At 73.9% G+C, this 24,115-nt stretch carries 14 protein-coding genes and 3 pseudogenes; 12 read left to right on the forward strand and 5 right to left on the reverse strand.

The annotated features are described in order from the left end of the window. Positions 1 to 596: 596 nt before the first annotated feature. Both UK82_RS26610 and UK82_RS40365 read left to right on the forward strand, forming a co-directional pair. The coding region (locus UK82_RS26610; RefSeq protein ID WP_236706481.1) for a class I SAM-dependent methyltransferase at positions 597 to 1,082 on the forward strand (486 nt) is incomplete at its 3' end. Between the two features lies 1 nt (position 1,083). Then, positions 1,084 to 1,334: pseudogene (locus UK82_RS40365) on the forward strand (methyltransferase type 11); the annotation flags it as partial. 190 nt (positions 1,335 to 1,524) lie between these two features. Here the strand turns inward: UK82_RS40365 and UK82_RS40370 are convergent. Continuing rightward, positions 1,525 to 3,013: ATP-dependent helicase (locus UK82_RS40370; RefSeq protein WP_236706477.1), on the reverse strand; the 1,489-nt coding region annotated here is incomplete at its 5' end. Position 3,014: 1 nt separating this feature from the next. Continuing rightward, positions 3,015 to 5,139: pseudogene (locus tag UK82_RS40375) on the reverse strand (UvrD-helicase domain-containing protein); the annotation flags it as partial. A 325-nt stretch (positions 5,140 to 5,464) separates the two neighbouring features. Here UK82_RS40375 and UK82_RS26620 point away from each other — a divergent pair. After that, entirely contained in the window at positions 5,465 to 10,510 is a 5,046-nt protein-coding gene (locus UK82_RS26620) for an AAA domain-containing protein (protein WP_055410037.1), read from the forward strand. Between the two features lies 1 nt (position 10,511). On the opposite strand, the gene UK82_RS26625 is transcribed toward UK82_RS26620, so the two are convergent. Next, positions 10,512 to 12,035 carry an acetamidase/formamidase family protein gene (locus UK82_RS26625; RefSeq protein ID WP_055410039.1) on the reverse strand — a complete coding sequence of 508 codons (1,524 nt, stop codon included), beginning with the start codon at positions 12,033 to 12,035 and terminating at the stop codon, positions 10,512 to 10,514. A gap of 322 nt (positions 12,036 to 12,357) precedes the next feature. On the opposite strand from UK82_RS26625, the gene UK82_RS26630 reads away from it, so the two are divergent. From UK82_RS26630 to UK82_RS26640, 4 genes and pseudogenes are all read left to right on the forward strand, one after another. Beyond that, positions 12,358 to 13,326 (forward strand): thiamine-phosphate kinase, encoded by a 969-nt coding sequence (locus UK82_RS26630; RefSeq protein ID WP_044885361.1) that lies wholly within the window; start codon positions 12,358 to 12,360, stop codon positions 13,324 to 13,326. A gap of 544 nt (positions 13,327 to 13,870) precedes the next feature. Continuing rightward, a partial coding sequence (locus tag UK82_RS40380; RefSeq protein ID WP_236706478.1) for a 2-oxo acid dehydrogenase subunit E2 occupies positions 13,871 to 15,264 on the forward strand: 1,394 nt, incomplete at its 3' end. A 1-nt stretch (position 15,265) separates the two neighbouring features. Then, positions 15,266 to 17,677 (forward strand): annotated as a pseudogene (locus tag UK82_RS40385) (multifunctional oxoglutarate decarboxylase/oxoglutarate dehydrogenase thiamine pyrophosphate-binding subunit/dihydrolipoyllysine-residue succinyltransferase subunit); the annotation flags it as partial. 127 nt (positions 17,678 to 17,804) lie between these two features. Then, positions 17,805 to 17,984: a DUF6104 family protein gene (locus UK82_RS26640; RefSeq protein WP_009742177.1), complete on the forward strand. Its 180-nt coding sequence runs from the start codon at positions 17,805 to 17,807 to the stop codon at positions 17,982 to 17,984. Between the two features lie 13 nt (positions 17,985 to 17,997). On the opposite strand, the gene UK82_RS26645 is transcribed toward UK82_RS26640, so the two are convergent. Next, positions 17,998 to 18,972 (reverse strand): zinc-binding dehydrogenase, encoded by a 975-nt coding sequence (locus UK82_RS26645; protein ID WP_044885359.1) that lies wholly within the window; start codon positions 18,970 to 18,972, stop codon positions 17,998 to 18,000. 182 nt (positions 18,973 to 19,154) lie between these two features. Between UK82_RS26645 and UK82_RS26650 the strand changes: the two genes are divergently transcribed. Then, the gene (locus UK82_RS26650) at positions 19,155 to 19,397 is read left to right on the forward strand and encodes a hypothetical protein (protein ID WP_236706479.1); all 243 of its coding nucleotides are present in this window, start codon (positions 19,155 to 19,157) and stop codon (positions 19,395 to 19,397) included. A gap of 72 nt (positions 19,398 to 19,469) precedes the next feature. Here UK82_RS26650 and UK82_RS26655 read toward each other — a convergent pair whose 3' ends face one another. After that, on the reverse strand, positions 19,470 to 20,648 hold the full coding sequence (locus tag UK82_RS26655; RefSeq protein WP_236706482.1) for an NADP-dependent malic enzyme: 1,179 nt from the start codon (positions 20,646 to 20,648) through the stop codon (positions 19,470 to 19,472). A 491-nt stretch (positions 20,649 to 21,139) separates the two neighbouring features. On the opposite strand from UK82_RS26655, the gene UK82_RS26660 reads away from it, so the two are divergent. From UK82_RS26660 to UK82_RS33240, 4 genes are all read left to right on the forward strand, one after another. Then, positions 21,140 to 22,003: an ABC transporter substrate-binding protein gene (locus tag UK82_RS26660; protein ID WP_063897577.1), complete on the forward strand. Its 864-nt coding sequence runs from the start codon at positions 21,140 to 21,142 to the stop codon at positions 22,001 to 22,003. Beyond that, on the forward strand, positions 22,000 to 22,983 hold the full coding sequence (locus tag UK82_RS26665; protein WP_083507380.1) for an amino acid ABC transporter permease: 984 nt from the start codon (positions 22,000 to 22,002) through the stop codon (positions 22,981 to 22,983). Before UK82_RS26660 ends, UK82_RS26665 begins: the two co-directional genes overlap by 4 nt. A 17-nt stretch (positions 22,984 to 23,000) precedes the next feature. Next, a complete protein-coding gene (locus UK82_RS26670; RefSeq protein WP_082121893.1) occupies positions 23,001 to 23,753 on the forward strand; it encodes an amino acid ABC transporter ATP-binding protein in 753 nt (250 codons plus the stop codon). Between the two features lie 63 nt (positions 23,754 to 23,816). After that, a partial coding sequence (locus UK82_RS33240; RefSeq protein ID WP_396230523.1) for a transposase occupies positions 23,817 to 24,115 on the forward strand: 299 nt, incomplete at its 3' end.

Consider the following 24,115-nt stretch of genomic DNA (forward strand, 5'->3'; position numbering starts at 1 on the left):
ATGATCGCGGATAGCACAGAATGTCGCGGGGATCCGAGTTTTCGGAAATTCATCGGATCCGACTTGGTGGTCGGGCGCGCCACTACCATCACCCATCCTTGGGTTCACCGGGAACGCACGTCGCCGGGTCAGGGAACGAGGAGAAACCAACGGAAAAAAGGAACGTGGGGCAGGTAAACGATAAACCTCCCGACCCGTCGATTCCACACATCGCGCGCGAGCTGGGCAAACGCATAGCGAGATCCTCCGTCCACCGCACCCGACGCCCGCGCGGCGATACACCGGGGACGGCGCATCCCGCCTCGCCCGACCGAGCCAACCCCGCAGGAGGGCTTGCGCCCGCTCCCGCCGACCCCACCGGAGATGCCCTCCCACTCCCCGTCAGGCCCCACCGGGGATGCCCTCCCGCCCCTGCACAGGCCCGCCGGACCCCGACCCGCGAGGCATCGACCGACCCTCGCCCGGGGCCGGCTGCCCCCCGCGGCCGGAGTGTTATCGTCCCCGCCATGTCTGACACGGCGGCATCCGCGGCGACTTCCGCCGAGCCCACGACGGCGACAGCGGGGCCCTCCGACCCGGACGGCGAGGCGCCCCTCGTGCGCACGCTGCCGTACTCCGGCTGGGGCCTTAGCCGGTCGAAGACCCTCTTCCTCGCCCACCGCAAGGAGCCCGTCGACCCGGCGGGGTTCTACTCGCTGATCGCCGCGGACTCCGTCCGCCAGCTCATGCGGTACACCTCGCTGACCGGCCAGCTCGTGCTGGACGTCGGCGGCGGTCCGGGCTACTTCCGTTCGGCGTTCCTCGACGCCGGCGCCCGCTACGTCTGGGTCGAGCCGGACGTCTCGGAGATGGAGGCCGGGGGCATCGAGGTCCCCGGCCGAGTCCGGGGCAGCGCGCTGGACCTGCCGTTCCTGTCCGGCAGCGTCGACCTGTGCTACACGTCCAACGTCCTGGAGCACGTCCCCGACCCGTGGCGGATGTGCTCGGAACTGGTCCGGGTCACCCGCCCCGGCGGGCTGATCTTCCTCAGCTACACCAACTGGCTGTCGCCCTGGGGCGGCCATGAGACGGCGCCATGGCACNACCTCGGTGGTGACCGGGCAGCGGCCCGCTTCGAGCGCCGCAAGGGGCAGGCGCCGAAGAACATCTACGGCCGGACACTGTTCCCGGTGTCGGTCGCCGACACGCTGTCCTGGGCACGCCGCCGCGCCGACGTCGAGATCCTCGACGCGATGCCGCGTTACCTGCCGGACTGGGCGAAGGTGATCCTGAAGGTGCCCGGGGCCCGCGAGATCGTCACCTGGAACCTCGCGATGGTGCTACGCAAGCGCTGAGACCGTCGCGAGCGGCCCCAGCGCAGCGGTCCCCTGGCCCCGCTCGCGGTGGCGGCGACCCCGCCCCCGAGACGAGGCGGTGTGCCGGGCAGCGGCGCCACCTGTCTCCTCCACAGGGATAAATCGGACGCCAAGCCCGGTGGAAGAACCATGAAGGCGTTCGCCCACGCATCCCCTCGGGGACGTGCGGTCAGACGAGCCTGAGCTGCTGGCCCGCCGACGGCCGGCGGGCCCGCCGACGCGCGCCCGCGGCCTCGCCCGTCGACAGCAGGGCCGGGCCGATGTCGGCGAGGAACGGCGAGGGCCGGGTCTCCGCGTCCGTGCCGGCGCGGCGGCGCGCCGCGGAGGTCAGGATCAGCTGGTGGCGCGCCCGGGTGACGCCGACGAAGAACAGCCGCCGCTCCTCGGCCTCGGCAAGCAGCGCCGCCGCGGCCGGGTCGACCTCCCCGCCCGGGTCGACCTCCCCGCCCGGCGTCGCCTCGCCGGTGGCCGCGCAGGCGCGGCCGGCGGGGCCGAAGCGCATCGGCAGCAGCCCGTCCTCACAGCCGACGATGAAGACCAGACCGAACTCCAGGCCCTTGCTCGCATGCAGGGTGAGCAGGCTGACGCGGTCCGCCCGCGGGTCGAGCCCGTCGACCTCGCTGGCCATCGTGACCGACGTGAGGAAGCCGTCCAGGTCGGTCCCGGCGGCGGCCGCGGCGGGCGAGAGCAGCTCCACGGCCAGCCGCAGCTCGGCCTCGGTGGGCACCCGTCCGCCGGGGAAGCCCACGAACCCCGCCGGCAGCGACGCGCCCAGTTCGGTGCCGAGCGCGGCCGCCAGGTCGACCGCCTGCGCCGCCGCGTCACGCAGCAGCCCCGACACCGCCCGCACACCCACCGCACCGGCCGCCCTCGCCGCACCGGTCACCCTCGCCGCACCGGTCACCCTCGCCGCACCGGCCGCCCTCGCCGCACCGGCCGCCCTCGCCGCACCCACCGCACCGGCTGCTCCGGTCGCACCGGCCGGGCGCAACAGGGCCAGCAGGGCGGCGACGGCCGGGGCGTCGGCCAGCGGCAGATGCGAACGGCGTTGGAAGGGGAATCCCCGCTTCGCCAGCGCCTCCATGATCGGTTCCGCCTGGCGGGCGGTCCGGTAGAGCACCGCGATGTCCGCGAACGACAGGGCCGCCTCCACCGACCCGTCCACCCCGGAGTCGAGTGCGTGGAAGGAGGTCCCGCCGAGTGCGGCGTCGATGGTGTCGACGACCGCGATGGCCTCCTCGGCCTCGCTGCGGTAGCGCCGCAGCAGCACCGGGCCGTCCCCCTCGGCGCCCCGCACCGCGGTCAGCGCCCGGCCCGGTACCAGGCTCGCCGGGGCGATCACGTCGAGGGCCGCCCGCACGATCGTGCGCGTCGACCGGTAGCCGCGGGTGAGCGCGACCGTGCCCGCGCCCGGGTAGTCCTGCTCGAACCGCAGGAAGAAGCCGACATCGGCGCCGCGGAAGCTGTAGATCGCCTGGTCCGGGTCGCCGATCACGCACAGGTTCGCCGCCGGCGGGCACAGCAGTCCCAGCAGTCGGTACTGGAGCTCGTCGGTGTCCTGGTACTCGTCGACCCAGACATGGCGCCAGCGGTCGCGGTAGTGCTCGACCAGCTCCGGTGCCAAGCGCAACAGGGTCAGCGGCAGCGCGATCAGGTCGNCGAGGTCGACCATGTCCCGTTCCCGCAGTTCGGCGTCGTAGCGGGCAAGGACGCCGACCAGGTCATGGTCGCGCTGGGCCTGGCCGAGCGCCCGCAGCCGCTTGAGCTCGGCGATCCCGGCCGACACCCGGCGCCGGACGCGGGAGTCGCCCTCGCCGTGCAGCGCGGCGTCGAGCAGCTCCGCCCGCACGGCGTCGTCGGCGACCTGGACCTGCGCCCCGCGCGCCAGCCGCTCGTGCTGCTCGCGGACGATCGTCAGCCCCAGGCCGTGGAACGTCGTCGCGAGCACCCGGCGGGCCCGTTCGCCCAGCATGGCGTCGAGCCGCTCGGCGAGCTCCCCCGCCGCCCGCCGGGTGAACGTCACCGCCAGGCACTGCTCGGCGGGCACGTCGCGCTCGGCGACCCGGTGGGCGATCGCGTGCACCAGCGTGCGGGTCTTGCCGGTTCCGGGGCCGGCGAGGACGAGCAAGGGGCCGGCCGGATGCGCCGCCGCCCGCCGCTGGTCCGGGTCCAGCCCGTCGAGCACGGACGGTTCCGCACCCGCTCCCCATTCCGCCGACTCGGCCACACCCACCGGCTCGACCGGACCCGCCGGTTCCGCGGAACCGACCGACGTGACCGCAGGCGCCCCCGCGGCGACGGCACGGTCAGCCGGCGATCCCTCCCCCACCGCGGCGAGCGCCTCGTCGAGCGTCGGGCCGCCGTCGGCGACATCCGTGCCGCCCGCCGCAGCCGCCTCGACGGCAAGTGCGCTGTGCCGGCCCCGCTGGCCGCGTCCCGCCTGCCGCGAGATCCGGCCGCCGCGCCCGGCCGCGTCCGGCTCGGCGGGGGCGCTCGGGGCGAAGTCGAACAGGGTGCCGCCGTCGCCGGCGAGCTCCCGCGACTCGAACAGCCGGATGACGCCGTACTCGCCGTCGAAGCCGGCCTGGCGGATCACCTCGCCGCGCCGCAGCCGGGAGATCGCCTCGACCAGTTCGGCCGAGCCCACCTCGGCGATCGCCGACACCGGGACGTCGCCGAGGATGCCGAGCTCCGGGCCGAGCCGGGACACCAGCGAGGTGACCTGGCCCGCGACCGCCTTGCTCTTCGGCCCCACCCCAAGGATCTCCCCGACGACCTCCGGCAGCGGCACCAGCGAGGTGACCGCGGCGGCTGTCGCGGGACGCACGCCGGCCCCGCGATCGGACAGCGCCTCCACCCGGTTGAGCACGCCCACGGTCAGCAGTCCGCCGCAGGTCGGGCAGCGCCCGCCGACCTCGCGGGTCTGCTCCGGGGTCAGGCAGACCCCGCACTTGCGGTGCCCGTCGAGGTGGTACTTGCCCTCCTCGGGAAAGAACTCGACCGTCCCGGCGAACCCGTCCCCGCCGCGCAGCGCCGCCTCGATGGCGAAGTAGTCCAGCTCGCAGGTGAAGGCCGTCGCCTCGCGGCCGAGCATGGGCGGCGAGTGGGCGTCGGAGTTGCTCACCAGGCGGTAGCGGTCGAGGCCGGAGATCCGCCAGAACATCTCCGGGTCGGCGGACAGCCCCGTCTCCAGGGCGAAGATCTCGTCGGCGAGGTCGACGTAGCAGTCCTCGACGGCGTCGAAGCCGGACTTGGAACCCAGGACGGCGAACCACGGCGTCCACACGTGCGCTGGCACGAGGTAGCAGCCCGGCCCGCCGGCCAGGGTGATCTCCAGCAGGTCGCGGGAGTCCAGGCCGAGGATGGGCCGCCCGTCCGCGGCCAGGTTGCCGATGCGGGCGAGCGCCGCGGTGATGGCTCCGGCGGCTTCCCGGGTCGGCGCGTAGAGCAGGTGATGGACCTTGCGGGTCCGATCGCCCCGCTTGTAGATCGTGGAGATCTCGCTGGAGATCATGAAACGGGTCACTGTCCGACAGGAGGCCGGCAGCGTGCGCAGCACCTCCCGTTCCAGATCCGGCCGCAGCCGGAACAGGCCGGGCTCGGCCGGCACGAGTTTCTCGGCGAGCTCCTGCGACCACGCGGGGTGGGTGAAGTCTCCGGTGCCGACGACGGCGATGCCCTTGCGCGCCGCCCACCAGGCCAGGTGCTCCAGGTCGCAGTCGCGGCTGCAGGCCCGGGAGTAGCGGGAGTGGATGTGCAAATCAGCATAGAACCGTGACCTCACGGATGCGTATGTTGTCGCATCCGCGCGCGGCGACCGGCGGCGGCACGCCGAAGGTGCGGCCCCGAGCGTCGACCGGCCAACGGCAGGCATACGCCGAGGCCACGGCCGATCCATGGCCGCCAGCCGCCGGCAGGTCGCGGGGTGGCCGGCGTGGACGTGCCACCCGGCCCGCCGCCCGCCGGGGACAACCGTCATTATTCGTCGTGGCGGAGCCCTGATCGCGGCGGCGCGGAGGGGTACGGGAACGGGAGGGACGGCGGATGGCACCCTATGGGCGGCGCCTCCTGCCCGCCGCCGGCGCGGGGCAAGCGCGGCGGGTGATCCGGTGACGGCGCGCTACACCGACGCCGAGCAGCGGGCGGCGCTGGCCGACCGCTGCCATCGGCTGGTGCGCTTCCTGCACGAGGTCGCGCTGGCCCGCTCCACGCGGGTGCGGACCGTCGAGGAGCACCCGCTCACCGTCTGGCTCGCCGACATCCCGGCCGGCGTCGCCCTGTCGGAACACGCCGGCGCCGGCGAGGTCCTGCTGACCGCCCCCGCCGCCGCCGCGCTGCCCCCGCCCCCACCGCTCCCGCCGCTCCTCGCCGGTCGGATCCGCCTGCCCGACGCGGCCCTGGCCGACCCCGACCGCCCCCCGGTGTGGCCGAGCGCGGGCGCAAACGCCGACGCTGCGGCCGGTTCCGACCCGGCGGGCCCGGAGGACGACCGGCTGGAGGCCGCCTACCGCGACTGGCTGCCCGGCTGGCGGATCTGGGCGACGCGCGCGCGCGCCGACGCCGAGCGCCGCGCCCTGCACAACACGCTGCACGCCGTCGCCGCCCGGGTGGCCCAGGAGGGCGACGCGCTGGAGCTGGTGCTGGCCACCGGCCTGCTTACCTGGACGCCACCCGGCGGCCCGCTCATCCGCGAGCACCTGCTGTCCACCCGGGTGAGCTGCGAGATCGACCCGGTCAGCTCGGACATCCGGGTGCGGGTGCCGGCGGGTGGCGCCACCCGACTGGGCGATGGCCCGCTGCTCGACGGCCTTCCCGGTTTCCGCCGGGAACGGACCAACCACCTGCACGAACGCCTGCACAACCGGCCGCCGGTCCCGCTCGGCGCGGACGACCCGCGGCTGCTGCGGGACTGGTTGACCCTGGCCCTGGACGTGCCGGTGGACGGCTTCGAGCCGCAGGACGCGCCGCCACCACCACCGGACGGCACGACCCGCCCCCGCGTGACCTTCGCCCCCGCGCTCGTGCTGCGCGTGCGTGACCAGGCCTCGCTGCTGACCTACTACGAGCGGATGCTGGCGGCGTTGCGCGGCGACGGGCCGCCGCCGCTGGGCCTGGTCCAGCTCGTCGCGACCCTGGACGCCGACGACCGGCTCGCCTGGCTCGACGCCGAGGGCGCGACGAGCGGCGCCGAACTCGGCGCCGACCCGCTGCTGCCGCTGCCGGCCAGCCCCGAGCAGGCCCGGGTGCTCGAACGGCTGCGCCACGACAACGGCGTCGTCGTCGAGGGTCCGCCAGGCACCGGCAAGACCCACACGATCGCGAACCTGATCTCCGCTCTGCTCGCCGAGGGTCAACGGGTCCTCGTCACCAGTCAGAAGGCGCAGGCCCTGCGGGTGCTGCGGGAGAAGCTTCCGCCCGAGCTGCAGCGGCTGTGCGTGTCGCTCACCGACGTCGAGGAGGCGTCCGGCCCCGCTGGCGTCTCCGCGGTGGACGTCGGCGCGATGGACGTCGGCGCGATGGACGGGGTGGGCTCGCCCGAACTCGCCGCGAGCGTCAGCGCGTTGGCCGCGGAGAAGGCGGTCTACCATCCCGAGGCGCTCGACCGCCGGATCGAGCAGGCCGCGCGGCGGCGGGCCGAGGCGCTGCGTGCCCGGGCCGAGCTCGCCGAGCGGGCCCGCGGCGCGCGGGCCGCCGAGCTCGCCGTGCATCCGGACAGCGAGGTCGGCGCCGCGGGATGGGGGGGAACCCGGGCCAGCATCGCCGCCCGGGTTCGCGACGGTGGCGGGACTTACGGCTGGTTGCCGCTGCCCGTGCCGCCCGCGCGGACCGGCGACGAGCAGCCCGCGCCGCTGACGGACGCCGAGGCGGTGGAGCTGTACGCCCTGCTGCGCGCCGCCGACGACGACCCGGCCTCGGACGTCCCGATCGGTGCGGTACCGCCGGTCCTGGCCGCGGCGCGCTTCGCCGCACTGGTGACCGCGGACCGCGCGGCCCGGCAGGCGGCCGAGGCGGCCCGGGCCGGGGTCACCGCCACCGCCCGCGCCCTCCTGGACGAGATCGCCACGGCCGGCCCCGGACCGTCGCCGACCGACCCACTGCGGGCCGCAGTGACCGCGCTTGTCCGCGCTCTCGACGACCTGGCCGCGCACGGCGCCCGCGGACCGGACCGGGACTGGATCCCCGCCGCCCTCGACGATGCCCTCGCCGGGCGAGACCGCCTGCTCTGGGCCAAGGTGAGCGCCGCCGCGCCGCTCATCGCGCAGGCGGCCCGCCACGTCGACGACCTCGGCCTGCACGCCGTGGTGCTGCCCTTCACCGACGCCGCCCCCACGGATCCGGCCCGCGCCGCGGACGACGGCGACGGCGACGGCGACGGCGACGGCGACGGCGAGCCCAGCAGCGGCGAACCCGGCAGCGCCGAGCGGGGCAGCGCCGAGCGGGGCAGCGCCGAGCTCGATCCCGCCGCCCTGCTCCCTCGCGCCGAGGCGCTGCGGGCCCATCTGAACGGCGGCGCCGAGCTCCGGCGTCGCTTCAAGCCGAAGGTCCAGCGGGAGGCCGACGCGCTGCTGCGCCAGGTGACCGTCGACGGGGTCGCGCCGACAACCCCGGAACTGCTCGACGTCGTGCTGACCCGCCTGCGGGCGGAGCTCGCCGTCGAGGCGGCCGGTCGCGGCTGGACCCTGGTGGGCCGCCCGCCGCGGCCCGGTGATCCGCTCGAGGTCCGACTGTCCCGGCTGGTCGAGGGACAGCAGGCCATCGAGGGAATCGACGCCGTCGTGGCCGCGCGGGACCGGGTCGTGGCCCTCGCCGCCACGGCGGCGCCCGGGCAGCCGGTCACGATCGACTCCGCCGCGGACGCGCGGGATCTGGCCGCGGCGATGGCCGCGCTCGCAACGATGGCGGCCGCGGCCGAGGCCGACCGGGCGCTGGCCGACCTCGCCGACGAGTACGACCGGCTCGCCGCCGCCCCGGACGCCCCCACCACGCTGGCCGCCGAGCTCGGCGCCGTGGCCGCCGCCACCCGGACCCGCGACGCCGACGCCTACGCCACCGCCCGCGCCGAGCTCGACGCCGCGGTGACCCGGGGGCAGGCCGCCGCCCGGCGCGCCGCGCTGCTCCGCCGGCTGCGGGCGGCCCATCCCGCGTTGGCGGATCTCCTGACCGCCGCCACGATCGACGGATCCGCCCGACCCGACGGCGGCCCGGGCGGCGCGCGAGGGCGCGAGGACGGCGGTGATGATCCGTGGCCGGCCCGGCTGGCGTCGTTCTCGGCCGCCTGGGCCTGGGCCGTCGCGGCAAGCTGGCTGGCCCGAGCCGCCCGTCCCGACGTCCCTGCCGGCTCCCCGGGTTCCGTAGGCGCTCCCGGCGGCGAGCCCCGCGGCGACGGCGTTCCCGACGGTGCGACCACGGCGTCGCCCGTCGACCTGGACGCCCAGCTCGACGCGGCCGAGGATGTCCTCGCCGCGGCCACCGCGGAACTGGCCGGGGCGAAGGCCTGGAAGCACTGCCTGGAACGGATGGGCGCCGAGCAGTCAGCCGCGCTGCGCGCCTACGCCGACACCGTCGCCGCCGGCGGCACGCTGGCCGGTCGGCACGCCGAGCGCTACCGGCAGGCCGCCCGGGAGGCGATGGAGATCGCCCAGACGGCGGTGCCGGCCTGGGTGATGCCGATCCGGGAGGTGCTGTCGACCATCCCCGCGGTCCGCGACAGCTTCGACGTCGTCATCGTCGACGAGGGCAGCCAGGCCGGGCTCGACAGCCTGTTCCTGCTGTGGCTGGCGCCCCGCGTGATCGTCGTCGGCGACGACCGCCAGTGCACCCCGCCGGTCGACCCGGCGCAGGAGCTCGACCCGGTCCTCGACCGGCTCGACGCCCTGCTGCCGGACGTGCCGGCCTGGCTGCGCGTCGGTTTCACCCCGCGGTCCAGCCTGTTCAGCCTGCTGCGGACCCGCTTCGGCGAGGTGATCCGGCTACGGGAGCACTTCCGCTGCATGCCCGAGATCATCGAGTGGTCGTCGGCGATGTTCTACCGGGACGCGCCGCTGCTGCCGCTGCGCCAGTTCGGCGCGGACCGGCTGACGCCGCTGGTCGCGCGGTTCGTCCCGCACGGGTTCACCACTGCCACCCCGGCGGGACCGCGCAACCCGGCCGAGGCCGAGGCGCTCGTCGCGCAGGTCCTGGCCTGCGCCGAGGACCCGCGTTACACCGGGCTCAGCTTCGGGGTCGTGGTCACCCAGGGCACCGCGCAGGCCACGCTGATCCGCGACCAGCTCGCCGAGCGGATGTCGGCCGCCGAGCACCTGCGCCGCCGGTTGCGGGTGGGCACGCCGGCCGACTTCCAGGGCGACGAACGCGACGTCGTGTTCCTGTCGCTGGTCGTCGCGCCGGGCGACCAGCCGGTCCCGCTGACCCGCCTGGAGTACCAGCGACGGTTCAACGTCGCGGCCTCCCGGGCACGCGACCAGGTCTGGCTGTTCCACTCGGTGTCGCCGGCCGACCTCGACCACCAGGATCTGCGCCACAGCTACCTCAGCTACGTGCTGTCGGCGGCGCGCCCGGTCGCGCCGCTGCCCGGCCTGGCGCCGCCGCTCGCCGAGGTTGCCACGGACCGTCCCCATCCGGCCTTCGGTTCGCTGTTCGAGCAGCGGGTGTTCCGCCACCTCGCCGGCCGCGGCTACCTCGTCACGCCCCAGGTGGAGGTCAACGGCCGGCGGGTCGACCTGGTCGTGGCGGGCGGGCGGGCCCGGCTCGCGGTCGAGTGCGACGGCGACGTCGGCCCCGGGCCGGCGGAGATCGCCCGCGAGTTCGACCGTGAACGGGAGCTGCGCCGGGCGGGGTGGCGGTTCTGGCGGGTCCGCCAGTCCGACTTCGAGCTCGACCCCGAGGCGGCGCTGGCCTCGCTGTGGCCGCGGCTGGCCGCCGCCGGGATCGCCCCGGCCCCGGTCGAGCGGGCCGGCCGCGACGATGAAGGAACGCCGGGCGGCCCGGCCGCCGCCCGCGGACCGGTCCGCGCCGGCGCGGACGAACTGCTGCACCGTTGGCGCCCGATCGCGCTCTCGGAGCTGGAGGGCCTCGACGACGCGCCGGCGCCGACCGAGCGGCGCGATCCGGCGGGTGCCCGGCGCTCTCCGGGTACCGGCGCCTCGACCGACTGACTCATCGGCCCGGCGGTCGGCCCCGCCGGTCGGCCGGCCCCGGGCGCGTCGTCCCGGCCCGGGGGGATCGGGGCGCACCTGCCTGCTGCGGCTCGACCCCGCCGGGCTCGCCGGCAGGCCGCTCGCCGCCTACCGGTTGCGCAGACCCGTCCGCCACGCCGACCGGCTCGGGGGCGCGCTCGGAGCCGTCGCCGCCCACGTCCCCCTCGCCGCCCACGTCCCCCTCGCCGCCCACGTCCGCCACGCCGCCCACGTCCCCCTCGCCGGCAACGTCCCCCTCGCCGGCAACGTCCTGCACGCCGCCCACGTCCCCCTCGCCGGCAACGTCCTGCACGCCGGCAGCCTCCTCCACGCCGGCGGCGCCGACGATGCGGGCGAACGGCGGCCGGTGCAACCGGGGCTTCGCCGCCGTCGGCTCCGTGAAGTCCGCCCGGTGGATGCGGCAGAACGCGGTCTGGGCCCCGGGCCCGATCCGGCACACCCCGATGTCCGCCGCCGCCGACAGGTAGGCCAGTGCCTCCGCGCGTTCGAGCCCGACCCGGCTCTGCAGGAACAGCACCGCCGAACGGGTCGCGCGGCGGATCGCCTCGGTCAGGTCGGCGTCGAGACCCACGGTGACCCACACGGTGTCGGTCTCGACGAACGGCTCACGCAGCGCGCCCAGGGCGGCGCGGGCGGCCGCCTCCCGCAGCGCCGTCAGGCGCAGCGTCGCGCGCAGCGGGCCCTCCAGGGCCGTCGCGCCGATCTTCCCGTCCCCGACGGCGTAATGCGGGTCGCCGACGGCGAACAGCGCGCCGGCGACCTGGACGGGCAGGTAGAGCCGGGCGCCGGTGCCGAGATCGCGGCAGTCCAGAGCGCCGCCGTGCAGGCCGACCGAGGTGGAGGGAATGACCTCGGTGGTACTGTCCACCGCGACCGCCATGACGCCCAGGAACGGAGCCAGCGGGAAGCGGGCTCGTCCGCCGCTCGTGCTCGTCAGCGAGCCGAAGAGGCGACCGCGGCGGCGTTCGACGGCGCAGAAGGTGGTGACGGTGCGAAAGCGCTGCCAGTGCCGCGCGTCGGCGTCCGGCTCGGGCGGGCTGCCCTCCGGAAACTCCCCGGCGAGCAGGCCGGCGCCATGGCGGGAGGAGATGATCCCGTACCGGGCCCGCGGGTGCAGCGACAGGACGTCGACGCGCAGCACGTCACCGGGCTGGGCACCACGGATGAGCACCGGCCCGGTCACGATGTGCGGGGCGTCCACGCCGAACCGGTGCGGCAGGCCGGAGGCGGCGATGGCCCGGGCGTCGGCGAGGACCTCCGATGCCGGCACGCCGAGGTCGGCGAGGAAGGCGTCGGGGTCACGGCCCTGGTCGCCGAGGATCCCCTCCGGGCTGACCGTGTCGAAGGTGACCGCGGCGCCGGAGTCGACGCTGAGCACGGGCCTGGTCAGTGCGTTGGGCAGCTCGCCCCATGTGACGGTCTCGGGGGTGGAGGGCAGATAGTGCTTTCCCTCGATCTTGCCCCGGCCTGGCTGCAGCGCCACAGGCGGGCCTACCAGGCCCGATGCCGGCCGGGCGGGCTCCCGCCGTGACGAGCCTGGACGCGCGGGCGACCGGCCCCCGGAGTCCCGGTGGGCCGGACGCGACATGCAGAAGGACAGGGCTGGTCATGCACGCGCGTCAGATTTTCAGTGGCACATGACGAAAAGGTGACGTGGATGTTGCGATCACGGTCATTCCGTCGGGAGGGGGTGCTGGGCCGGTGAGTGGGAGGTCCAGGGGCGTGCGGAGGCGGTCGGGCAGGCGGCACCGGCGCTTCGGTGCCACCCTCCGCGGCGCCCGGTCGTTGCGCGGCGCCGGCGCGCCGTGACCGCGACGCTGCGGGATCTCGGCGAGTTCGAGCTGATCCGCGCGATCACCGCCCGTTTCGCCCGCGGCCGGGACGTCCTCGTCGGCCCGGGCGACGACGCCGCGGTGCTGGCCGCGCCGGACGCCCGGGTGGTCGTCACCACCGACCTGCTGCTGGAGGGCCGCCACTTCCGGCGGGACTGGTCGTCGGGCCTGGACGTCGGGCACAAGGCCGCGGCGCAGAACCTCGCGGACGTGGCGGCGATGGGCGCCCGACCGACCGGGCTGTTCGTCGGCTTCGCCGCGCCCGGTGATCTCACCGTCGACTGGGCCCTGGCGCTGGCCGACGGGCTCGCCGCCGAGTGCGCCCGGGCCGGGGCCACCGTCGCCGGCGGCGACATCAGCTCCGCCGACTCCATCATGCTGGGGGTGACCGCTCTCGGTGATCTCGAGGGCCGGGCGCCGGTGCTGCGCTCGGGGGCCCGACCGGGCGACGTGGTCGTGCTCGCCGGCTCCCTCGGGCGGGCCGAGGCGGGCCTGGCCCTGCTCACCGCGGGCCTGGGCCAGGGCGCGGACGCCGGCTGGGCGGGGCTGGTCACGGCGCACCGGCGGCCCCGGCCGCCCTACCCGCTCGGCCCGGCGCTCGCCGCGGCGGGCGCGCACGCGATGTGCGACGTCTCGGACGGCCTGGTCCAGGACCTCGGCCACATCGCCGCCGCCTCGGGGATGCGAATCGATCTCGACCTGGCCGGCCTGACCGCCCTGGCCGGCGGTGCTCCGCTGCGCTCGGCCGCCGCCGAGCTGGGGGCGGACCCGCTGGACTGGGTGCTCACCGGCGGCGAGGACCACGCGCTCGTCGCCTGCCTGCCTCCGTCCGCGGCCATCCCCGGGGGCTGTGAACGGATCGGGCTGGTGCTGCCCGGAACGGGCGTGACCCTGGCCGGGCAGCCGACCGCCGGCCGAGGAGGATGGAATCACTTCAGGTGACCGAGGGCTCGGCGGCGTAACCGCCCGGCCGGCCACCGCATCTTGGCGGACGGTCTCGCCGGGCGGGCAGGAGGCCACCTCGGTGCAGGTGAGCAGGTCCGAACAGCAGATATCGCCCCGGCGATCCGCCGGGGCGAGCTGCATTATCCGAACCACGTAGACGCCGGCCCGCCAGGTCGCCTCACGGGCGTAGGTCGCTCGAAGCGACTTTTATTGGGTCCGGGGGCCATGATGCGGGCCGGCGACACTTAGCTTAACGGATGGACCGCCCCGGGTGTTCCCCGCGCGGGAAACCGGACGAACGGCCCGCATCGGGTAGGGGCCACCAAGGCCGGGCGAGTCACCCTCCGCTGCCGACCGCCCACGCACATACCGGCCACGTGGGCGGCAGGGCGGCATCGAACCGGCACGCACCGTGCCTATGACCCGACCGGGCAGGCCCGCCCCTGCCCTGGGTGTCCAGAGCGGGTAGCCTGAGCAGACGGTGGCAGAAGGGCCTTTCGGAGGCCGTGAAGTGAGACCGTGGATAGAGGCGAATGGCCCCGTGACAGCACCGACGGTTCCTGCGTCAGGACCTGACTTCGGACCCAATGAATGGCTGGTCTTCGAGATCTACCAGCAGTTTCTCGAAGATCCACAAAGCGTGTCGCCGGAGTGGCAGGAGTTCCTCTCCGACTACCGGCCGACCGCGCCGCCGGCCGGCCCCGGCGCGGATGCACCCGCCGCGGAGGTGGCACCAAGCGGGATCTCACCCGACGGTGAGGTCTCCCACACGGCGCCGTCTGCGGCGAAGCCTACCCCGCCCGCGGCTCCGGCGTCCGTGCCTACTCCGGCCCCGCCCGCGAAGCCCGTCGCGGCGGCGCCCGCGAAGCCCGCCACGCCCGCACCCTCCGCGCCTGCGAAGCCGGCAGCCGCCAAGCCCGTCGCGGCCGCCAAGCAGCCGGCACCCGCCCCCGCCGGCGCGGAGGGCTCGGCCACCACGCCGCTGCGCGGCGCGGCCGCCCGCGTGGTCAGCAACATGGAGACGTCGCTGCACGTCCCGACCGCCACGTCGGTGCGGGCGTTCCCGGCGAAGCTGCTCGCGGACAACCGCATCGTCATCAACCGGCACCTGGCCCGCTCCAGCGGCGGCAAGGTGTCGTTCACGCACATCATCGGCTACGCGATGGTCAAGGCGCTGGCCAGCAACCCGGCCATGAACGCCTCCTACGCCGAGGTCGGCGGCAAGCCGGCGCTCGTCCAGCCGGAGCACGTCAACCTCGGGCTGGCCATCGACCTGGTGACCCCGAAGGGCCGCCAGCTCGTCGTCGCCGCGGTGAAGAAGGCCGACACGCTGGACTTCAGCCAGTTCTGGGTCGCCTACGAGGACCTGGTCCGCCGCGCTCGGTCCAACAAGCTGACCACCGACGACTTCACCGGCGTCACCATCAGCCTGACCAACCCCGGCGGCATCGGCACGGTGCACTCGGTGCCCCGGCTGATGGAGGGCCAGGGCACGATCATCGGCGTCGGCGCGATGGAGTACCCGGCCGAGTTCTCCGGCGCCGCGGCCAACACGCTGGCCCGGCTCGCGATCTCCAAGACGATCACGCTGACCAGCACGTACGACCACCGCATCATCCAGGGCGCCCAGTCCGGCGAGTACCTGCGCCGGATGCACCAGCTCCTGCTGGGCGAGGACGGCTTCTACGACGAGATCTTCCAGTCGCTGCGGGTGCCGTACGAACCCATCCGCTGGGTCGCGGACATGCCCGTGGTGCACGAGGGCGACCTCGACCACAACGCCCGGGTGCTGGAGCTGATCCACGCCTACCGGGTGCGCGGTCACCTGATGGCCGACACCAACCCGCTCGAGTTCGCCATCCGCAGCCACCCCGACCTGGACATCATCAGCCACGGGCTGACGCTGTGGGACCTCGACCGGGAGTTCGCCGTCGGNGGGTTCGCGAGCCAGCGGACGATGTCGCTGCGCGACGTGCTCGGCGTCCTGCGCGACTCGTACTGCCGCCGGGTCGGCATCGAGTACATGCACATCCAGGAGCCCGACGAGCGGGCCTGGATCCAGGCCCGGGTCGAGCGGTCCGCGGAGCGTCCGGACCCGGCCGAGCAGTTGCACGTGCTGGAGCGCCTCGGCGCCGCGGAGGCGTTCGAGTCCTTCCTGCAGACGAAGTACGTCGGCCAGCGCCGCTTCTCGCTGGAGGGCGCCGAGTCGACGATCCCGACGCTCGACGAGGTGCTGGAGCGCTCCGCCGACGCCGGCATCGACGAGGTCGTCATCGGCATGGCCCACCGCGGCCGGCTGAACGTGCTCGCCAACATCGTCGGCAAGTCCTACCGGCAGATCTTCGCCGAGTTCGAGGGTCACCTCGACCCGCAGACGGCGCACGGCTCCGGCGACGTGAAGTACCACCTGGGCGCGGAGGGCGTGTACACCGGCCGCGAGGGGCGCAAGGTGCCCGTCTCGGTCGTGGCGAACCCGTCGCACCTGGAGGCCGTCGACCCGGTCACCGAGGGCGTCGTCCGGGCAAAGCAGGACATCCTGGACAAGGGCACGGCCGGCTTCACCGTCCTGCCGATCCTCGTCCACGGTGACGCCGCGTTCGCCGGGCAGGGGGTCGTCGCCGAGACGCTGAACCTCTCCCAGCTGCGCGGCTACCGCACCGGCGGCACCATCCACCTGGTCATCAACAACCAGGTCGGGTTCACCACCTCGCCGGAGTCGAGCCGGTCCTCGGTGTACGCCACCGACGTCGCTCGGATGGTGCAGGCCCCGATCTTCCACGTCAACGGGGACGACCCCGAGGCGTGCGTGCGGGTGGCGGCGCTGGCCTTCCAGTACCGCCAGGCGTTCAACAAGGACGTCGTCATCGACCTGCTCTGCTACCGCCGGCGCGGCCACAACGAGATGGACGAGCCGTCGTTCACCCAGCCGTTGATGTACGACACCATCGCCAGCAAGCGCTCGGTGCGCAAGCTCTACACCGAGGCGCTGATCGGCCGCGGGGACATCACCCGCGACGAGGCCGAGCAGGCGATGAAGTCCTACCGCGCCGAGCTGGAGAAGGCGTTCGCGCAGACCCGGGACACCACCCCGTCGGGCACCGCGCCGCAGCCGCGGATCGTCACCACCCCGGAGGAGGCGGCCGCGGCCGCCGCGGTCAGCACCGCGGTCTCCGCCGAGGCCGTCAAGAAGGTCGTCGAGACGCAGGTCAACCTGCCCGACGGCTTCACCGTCCACCCCCGGCTGCGCCCCCAGATCGAGCGGCGCACCCAGATGGTCGAGACCGACGCGATCGACTGGGCGCTCGCCGAGACCCTGGCGTTCGGCACGCTCATCCTCGACGGCCGGTCGGTCCGCCTGACCGGGCAGGACAGCCGCCGTGGCACCTTCGGCCAGCGGCACGCCGTGCTGGTCGACCGGCACAGCGCCGAGGACCACACCCCGCTGCGGACGCTGCGGTACGGCGTCGACGGGACCGAGAACAACGAGGGCGTCGGCACCTTCTACGTCTACGACTCGCTGCTCAGCGAGTTCGCGGCGATGGGATTCGAGTACGGCTACGCGGTCGCCCGGCCGGACATGCTGGTGCTCTGGGAGGCCCAGTTCGGCGACTTCGCCAACGGCGCCCAGTCGATCATCGACGAGTTCATCAGCGCGGGCGAGGCGAAGTGGGGCCAGCGCTCGGCGCTGGCGCTGCTGCTCCCGCACGGCTACGAGGGCCAGGGGCCGGACCACTCCTCCGCCCGCATCGAGCGGTTCCTGTCGCTGTGCGCGGACAACAACATGACGGTCTCGGCGCCGTCCTCCCCCGCCAGTTACTTCCACCTCCTGCGCCGGCAGACCCTCTCGCCGGTGCGGCGCCCGCTGGTCGTCTTCACGCCCAAGTCGATGCTCCGGCTCAAGGCCGCCACCTCGACGGTGGCGGAACTGACCGAGGGTGGCTGGCAGCCGGTGATCCCCGACGACTTCGTCACCGACCCGTCGACGGTCCGCCGGGTGCTGCTCTCGGCCGGCAAGGTCTACTACGACCTGGCCGCCGCCCGGGGCAGGCACGACGACGCCGAGCGGTTCGCGCTGCTGCGGGTCGAGCAGCTCTACCCGACTCCCGGGCCGGAGCTGGCGAAGGCACTCGAGCGCTACCCGAACCTCACCGACGTCGTCTGGGTGCAGGAGGAGCCGGCGAACCAGGGCGCCTACCCGCACATGGCGCTCAACCTCGGCGAGTTCCTGCCCGGCGGGATCCGCCTGCGCCGGATCTCCCGGCGGGCGGCGGCGGCCCCGGCGTCGGGTTCGTCGCGGGTGCACGAGCGCGAGCAGCAGGCCCTCGTCGAGGCCGCGTTCGAGGACTGAGCGACCGGGCACGCACCGACAGATCGACGAGGATGACGGACGGTCCCGGCTCTGCCGGGGCCGTCCTGTCCGCTGATCCGGCCGGACGGCGGGACCCGAGACGCCGCCGGGAACGACGGGAGCGGGGATGTACTTCACCGACCGAGGCATCGAGGAGCTCGCCGACCGCCGCGGCGCGGAGACGGTGACCTACGAGGGACTCGCCGACTCGCTGCGGGCGTTCGTCGACGTCCACCCGGAGTTCGAAGAAGCCGTCGAACGCCTTGCCACCTGGCTGGCCCGCCCCGACGACGACGCCGACCTCTGAGCCGGCCGGGCGCTCAGGGCGTGAGCACCAGCTTGCCGAAGACATCCCCGTCGGCGAGCTGCTCGAACGCCGCGCGCGCCGCGGACAGCGGGCGTACCTCCTGCACCGGCGGGCGGATGCCGGTGCGCTCCAGGAAGGCGAGCAGATCGACGAGCTCCTCCCGGCTGCCCATCGTGGAGCCCACCACGGACAACTGCAGGAAGAAGATCCGGGTGAGCTCGGCCGGCGGATTCGGGCCGCTGGTCGCGCCGGAGACGACGATGCGCCCGCCGGGCCGCAGGGACCTGACCGAATGGCTCCAGGTGGCCGCACCGACGGTCTCGATGACGGCGTCGACCCGCTTCGGCAGCCGGGCGCCGGACTCGAACACCCCGTCGGCACCGAGGGCAGTGGCCCGCGCCCGCTTGCCGGTGTCCCGGGAGGTCACGAAGACGGTGTGCCCCGCGGCCTTGCCGATCAGCAGGGCGGCGGTCGCCACCCCGCCGCCGGCTCCCTGGACGAGCAGCGTCCCGCCGCCGCCCGCGGGCAGGCCGGCCCGGGACACCACCATCCGGTAGGCGGTGAGCCAGGCCGTCGGCAGGCACGCCGCTTCCTCCCACGTCAGCCCGGCGGGCTTCGGCACGAGGTTGCGCCGGGGCACCGCGACCCGCTCGGCGAGGGTGCCCGGATGCAGCTCGGACAGTAGGGTTCGCCGCGGGTCCAGCGTCTCGTCGCCGGCCCCCGCAGCCGGATCACCGATCACCGCATGCACGACGACCTCCTCCCCCTCGGCGGTCACCCCGGCGGCGTCACAGCCGAGGATCATCGGGAGACGGTCGGCCGGCAGACCCACTCCACGCAGACTGAAGAGGTCGTGATGGTTCAGCGAGGCGGCCCGCACCGTGACGGTGGCCCACTCCTCCGGCGGCGCGGGCTCAGGCTGCTCGCCGATGGACAGACCATCGAGAGGGGCATCGGGATGCAGGGAGATCGCGGCGGCTGCGAGCACCCCACGAACCTACGGCCGCCCGGCCGCGGGCGCGAGCAACTCAAGGCGGCCGCAAGGGGGATGCCGAGGCCATTTCCGACGAACAGGGATCATCCGCCCCGGGCCGCGCGTCCCACGGTCCGTTGTGCTGAACTCATCGCCGTGGGTACGACAAGCGTGGACGGTGCGGTGAACAAACCGTGGTGACCCGGGACGACCCGTCAGAGACGCCCCCTCGGCGCGGGGCGCACCGGCGGCTGAGCTTTCGCCGCCGGAGCATCATCCCGATCCCGGAGGCACCCGCCACGGTCATGGTCGACGGCACGCCGGTCATCACCGTCATGTCGGCGGACTTCGTCTGCTGCTCCTACAAGGGCTGCGGGACGCTGCGCCCGCTCGACGACGCCGTCGAGCACCGGCCGTGCCAGGGGTGCGGTCGAGTCTGAGGCCGCCCGCCTGCGGGCCCGGGAACCCCGCAGGCGGCTACCTGCGGGGTTCCCGACCGTCGTGGACCTTCCTCAGCGCCGGGCGACCCCGTCGGCCCGGGCGGCCGCGGCGACAGCCGCCGAGACGGCCGGGGCCACCCGGGGGTCGAACACGCTCGGGATGATGAGGTCCTCGGCCAGCTCGTCGGCGATCACGTCGGCGAGCGCCGTGGCGGCGGCGAGCTTCATGCCCTCCGTCACCCGGCTGGCCCGCACGTCGAGCGCACCGCGGAACACGCCGGGGAACGCCAGCACGTTGTTGATCTGATTGGGGTAGTCGCTGCGCCCGGTGGCGACGATGCGGGCGTACTTGTGGGCGATCGCGGGCTCCACCTCGGGGTCCGGGTTCGCCATCGCGAAGATGATCGCCTCGGGCGCCATGGTGGCGACCGCCTCCTCCGGCACCTGCCCGGAGGACAGGCCGAGGAACACGTCGGCGCCGCGCAGCGCGTCGGTGATCGAACCGGTCAGGCCTGCGGAGTTGGTCTCGGCGGCGAGCGCGGCCTTCACCGGGGTGAGGGCGTCGCGGCCGGGGTAGATGATGCCACGGCTGTCACCGACCGCGATGTCGCCGATGCCGGCGGCCAGCAGGATGCGGGTCACCGCCACTCCGGCCGCACCCGCGCCGGACACCACGGCACGCAGGTCGCCGAGGGTGCGCCCGGTCAGCTTGGCGGCGTTCTCCAGCGCGGCCAGGGCGACGATCGCGGTGCCGTGCTGGTCGTCGTGGAAGACCGGGATGTCGACGCGGTCCTGCAGGAGGCGCTCGATCGCGAAGCACCGCGGCGCCGAGATGTCCTCGAGGTTGATCCCGCCGAAGCTCGGCGCGAGCCGGACGACGGTCTCGACGATCTCCTCGACGTCGGTGCAGGCGAGCGCGAGCGGGACGGCGTCGACGCCGCCGAAGTGCTTGAACAGGGCCGCCTTGCCCTCCATGACCGGCAGGGAACCCAGGGGGCCGATGTCACCGAGGCCGAGCACGGCGGTTCCGTCGGTGACGACTGCGACGGTGTTGGACCGCCAGGTGTAGTCGTCGGCGAGTGCCGGCGTCTCGGCGATCGCCGTGCACACCCGCGCGACCCCGGGAGTGTAGGCCAGCGAGAGGTCCTCGCGGTTCTCCAGGGGGACGGTGAGCGCGATGCCGATCTTACCGCCGCGGTGCAGGGCGAAGGCGGGATCGTCGTCGGACGGGCGCGGGCTGACCCCGGCCAGTTCCGACGCGGCGGTGGAGTCGAGGGTCGAGTGGTCAGTGGTTGCGGTCACGGAGATTGCTCCTCGGACATGCCGCCGGTGGCCCCGTGGGCGATCGTGGTACCACCTGGGCGGCGCTACAAGACGCCCGCCCTCCGTGCGTGCCGTGTCCGCGGGAGGGCGGGCCTGAGCGGCCCCACTCCACGATGTTTGGTGATCGTGAAGCGGGACGAGCGCCCGGGGGTTGCCCGGGGTTACTTCCAATATCGCACGCCGACCCGGTCGGGCTCTCGCCGAAGGTTCGCCCACGGTGAACCTCGGACGAACCCCATCGCAACGCAAACGAAACATGTCGACACGGAGCGGGTGCGCGAGCGTAGCGGAGACGTCACATGATCAGGGTTTGGTGCACTCGGACACCGCCCACATCACATAACGCTCCACCCGAATCCTGGAGGTCATCAGTGCACAGCGGCGTTTTTCGTCATGGTGCGAGGATATCTGCCCTGGTCATGAGCCTCGCGCTGCTGACGATCGTGGCGGGCTGTGGCGATGACAACTCCAACACCACGGCCACGTCGGCGACGACAACCGCCACCGACCACGTCATCGCAGGTCAACTACCCCAAAGCAGCCGCGACAAGGGGACGCTCACGGTCGCCACCGACCCGTCCTACGCACCGAACGAGTTCTTCGACACGGACGGAAAAACCATCATCGGAATGGATATCGACCTGGCCCGCGCGCTCGGCGGTGTCCTGGGTCTCAAGGTCCAGCCCACGCAGGTGGTCTTCGACTCGATCCTGCCCGGTCTCGCCTCCGGCCGATATGACGTCGGTATGTCGTCCTTCACCGACACCAAAGAGCGCCAGAAGCAGGTCGACTTCGTGACCTACTACTCCGCGGGCACCTCCTTCATGACCCGCGGCCAGGGTGGGGTGGAGATCGCCACGCTGGCCGACCTGTGCGGGCGCACGGTGGCGGTGGAGACCGGCACCACCCAGCAGACCGACGCCGGCGACCAGAGCGGCCGGTGCACGGCGGCGGGCAGGCCCAAGGTCACCGTGCAGAACTATGACGACCAGAACGGCGCCAACCTGGCCCTCACCGCGGGCCGCGCCGAGGTGTCGATGGCGGACTCGCCGGTCGCCGACTACCAGGCGAAGCTGTCCGGCGGAAAGATCAGGATTGTGGGGAAGCCCTACGGGACCGCGCCCTACGGCATCGCCGTGCCGAAGAACTCGGGCCTGGCCGCTGCGCTGCGCGCCGCCATGGCAAAGCTGATCGACGACGGCGCCTACGCGAAGATCCTCGACCGGTGGGGGGTCCGGGACGGGGCCATCAGTGCCCCGCGGATCAACGGCGCGACCGGATGACGACCGCGGACGCCTCGCCGCCCCCGCGCGGCGCCACCACCCCCGCCACCGACCCCACCCCTGCCGCCGATCCCGCCCTCGCCACCGATCCCGCGCCGGCGCCGGCGGCCGGCGCCGCGCCCGGGACGGGGGTCGGGGTGGACGTCGACGCCGTGCCGCTACGCCATCCCGGCCGGTGGGCGGCCGGCGTGGCCATCGGCGTCCTCGCCGCGATGGGGGTGCACTCCCTCGTCACCAACCGGAATTTCCAGTGGGGCACCGTCGGCGACTACCTGTTCGCCGAGCCGGTGCTCCGCGGCCTGTGGGCCACCGTCTACCTGACGGTCATCGCGATGGCGATCGGGATCGTCGGCGGAATCGTGCTGGCCATCCTGCGGATGTCGCCGAACCCGGTCGTGGCCGGCGCCGCCTGGCTGTACATCTGGTTCTTCCGGGGCACACCGCTGCTGGTGCAGATCCTGTTCTGGAGCTTCATCGGCGCGCTGTACCCCCGGCTTTCGCTCGGAATACCGTTCGGGCCGAGCTTCGTCTCCGGCGACGCCAACCACATCGTGCCGCTGTTCGCCGCGGCGGTGCTCGGGCTCGGCCTCAACGAGGCCGCCTACATGGCCGAGATCGTGCGCGCCGGCATCAACGGCGTCGATGCGGGCCAGACCGAGGCGGCGTCCGCGCTCGGCATGTCCCGGGCGCTGACGCTGCGGCGCATCGTGCTGCCGCAGGCCATGCGGACGATCATTCCACCCACCGGCAACGAGACCATCTCGATGCTCAAGACGACCTCCCTGGTGAGCGTGATCTCCTACAACGAGCTGCTCAACGCCACTCGACTCATCTACGCCCGCAACTTCCAGACAATCCCGCTGTTGATCGTGGCGGCGCTGTGGTACCTCGCACTGACCTCGGTGCTCACGGTCGGGCAGCACCAGCTCGAGCGCCGCTTCGCCCGCGGAACCCTGGCCCGCGTCGGGGAGCGCCGGTGAGCGGCACCGCGGTGCCGATGGTCCGCGCCGAGCGGGTGCGCAAGTCGTTCGGCCAGCACGTCGCCCTTCGGGAGGTCTCCCTGACCGTGGTCCCCGGCGAGGTGACCTGCCTGATCGGGCCATCCGGCTCCGGGAAGACCACATTCCTGCGCTGCATCAACCACCTGGAGCAGATCAGTGGTGGCCGGCTGGAGGTCGACGGGGAGCTCGTCGGTTACCGCGAGCACCGCGGGCGGATCCGGGAGCTGCGGCCCCGCGACATCGCGCGCAAGCGCCGGGAGATCGGGATGGTGTTCCAACGGTTCAACCTCTTCCCACACCTGACCGCCCTGGAGAACATCATCGAGGCCCCGGTCCGGGTGCGCGCCGAGCGGCGGTCCGAGGCCGTCGAACGGGGCCGGGCGCTGCTGGCCCGAGTGGGCCTCGCCGATCGGGCGGGCGCCTACCCCGCCGAGCTCTCCGGCGGGCAGCAGCAGCGGGTCGCGATCGCCCGGGCGCTCGCGATGCGCCCCAAGCTGATGCTGTTCGACGAGCCGACCTCCGCGCTCGACCCCGAGCTGGTCGGCGAGGTACTGGAGATCATGCGCCAGCTCGCCACCGAGGGGATGACGATGATCGTGGTCACGCACGAGCTCGGGTTCGCCCGCCAGGCGGCCGACACCGTCGTCTTCATGGACGCCGGCAGGGTCGTCGAAGTCGGGCCGCCGGCCACCCTGCTCACCGCACCGACGCACGAGCGCACCCGCGCCTTCCTGTCCAAGGTGCTCTAGGAGACCACTGAAAATCTTGCGGGTCCGGGTTCTGGTGTGGTGGTCGACGCCAGTGTTGTGATCATGCAGGGTGAGTGGGTGGGCGAGCTGATCGGGCCGGACGTGTGGGAGACCTGCCGGGAGTTGATCCCGGCGGGGAGTGTGTTCGCGTTCCTGGCCGAGCATCGGGAGGCGCTGTTCCCGGCGGAGATGTTCACCGACATGTACCCGTCGTCCAACGGACGGCCGAGCATGCCACCGCAGGTGCTGGCGGCCACCGTGGTGCTGCAGAGCCTGCACGGGTTGTCGGATTTCGAGACGGTGCAGGCGTTGCGGTGCGATCTGCGGTGGAAGGCCGCGTGTGGGCTGGGGCTGCTCGACAC

This window comes from Frankia sp. ACN1ag (genome assembly GCF_001414035.1).
Taxonomy (GTDB): domain Bacteria; phylum Actinomycetota; class Actinomycetes; order Frankiales; family Frankiaceae; genus Frankia; species Frankia torreyi.

Excerpts from the sequence above, each read along its gene's own strand:
- UK82_RS26640 (WP_009742177.1), top strand. The coding sequence starts at position 17,805 with ATGTACTTCACCGACCGAGGCATCGAGGAGCTCGCCGACCGCCGCGGC.
- UK82_RS26665 (WP_083507380.1), top strand. The coding sequence starts at position 22,000 with ATGACGACCGCGGACGCCTCGCCGCCCCCGCGCGGCGCCACCACCCCC.
- UK82_RS26660 (WP_063897577.1), top strand. The coding sequence starts at position 21,140 with ATGAGCCTCGCGCTGCTGACGATCGTGGCGGGCTGTGGCGATGACAAC.
- UK82_RS26670 (WP_082121893.1), top strand. The coding sequence starts at position 23,001 with ATGGTCCGCGCCGAGCGGGTGCGCAAGTCGTTCGGCCAGCACGTCGCC.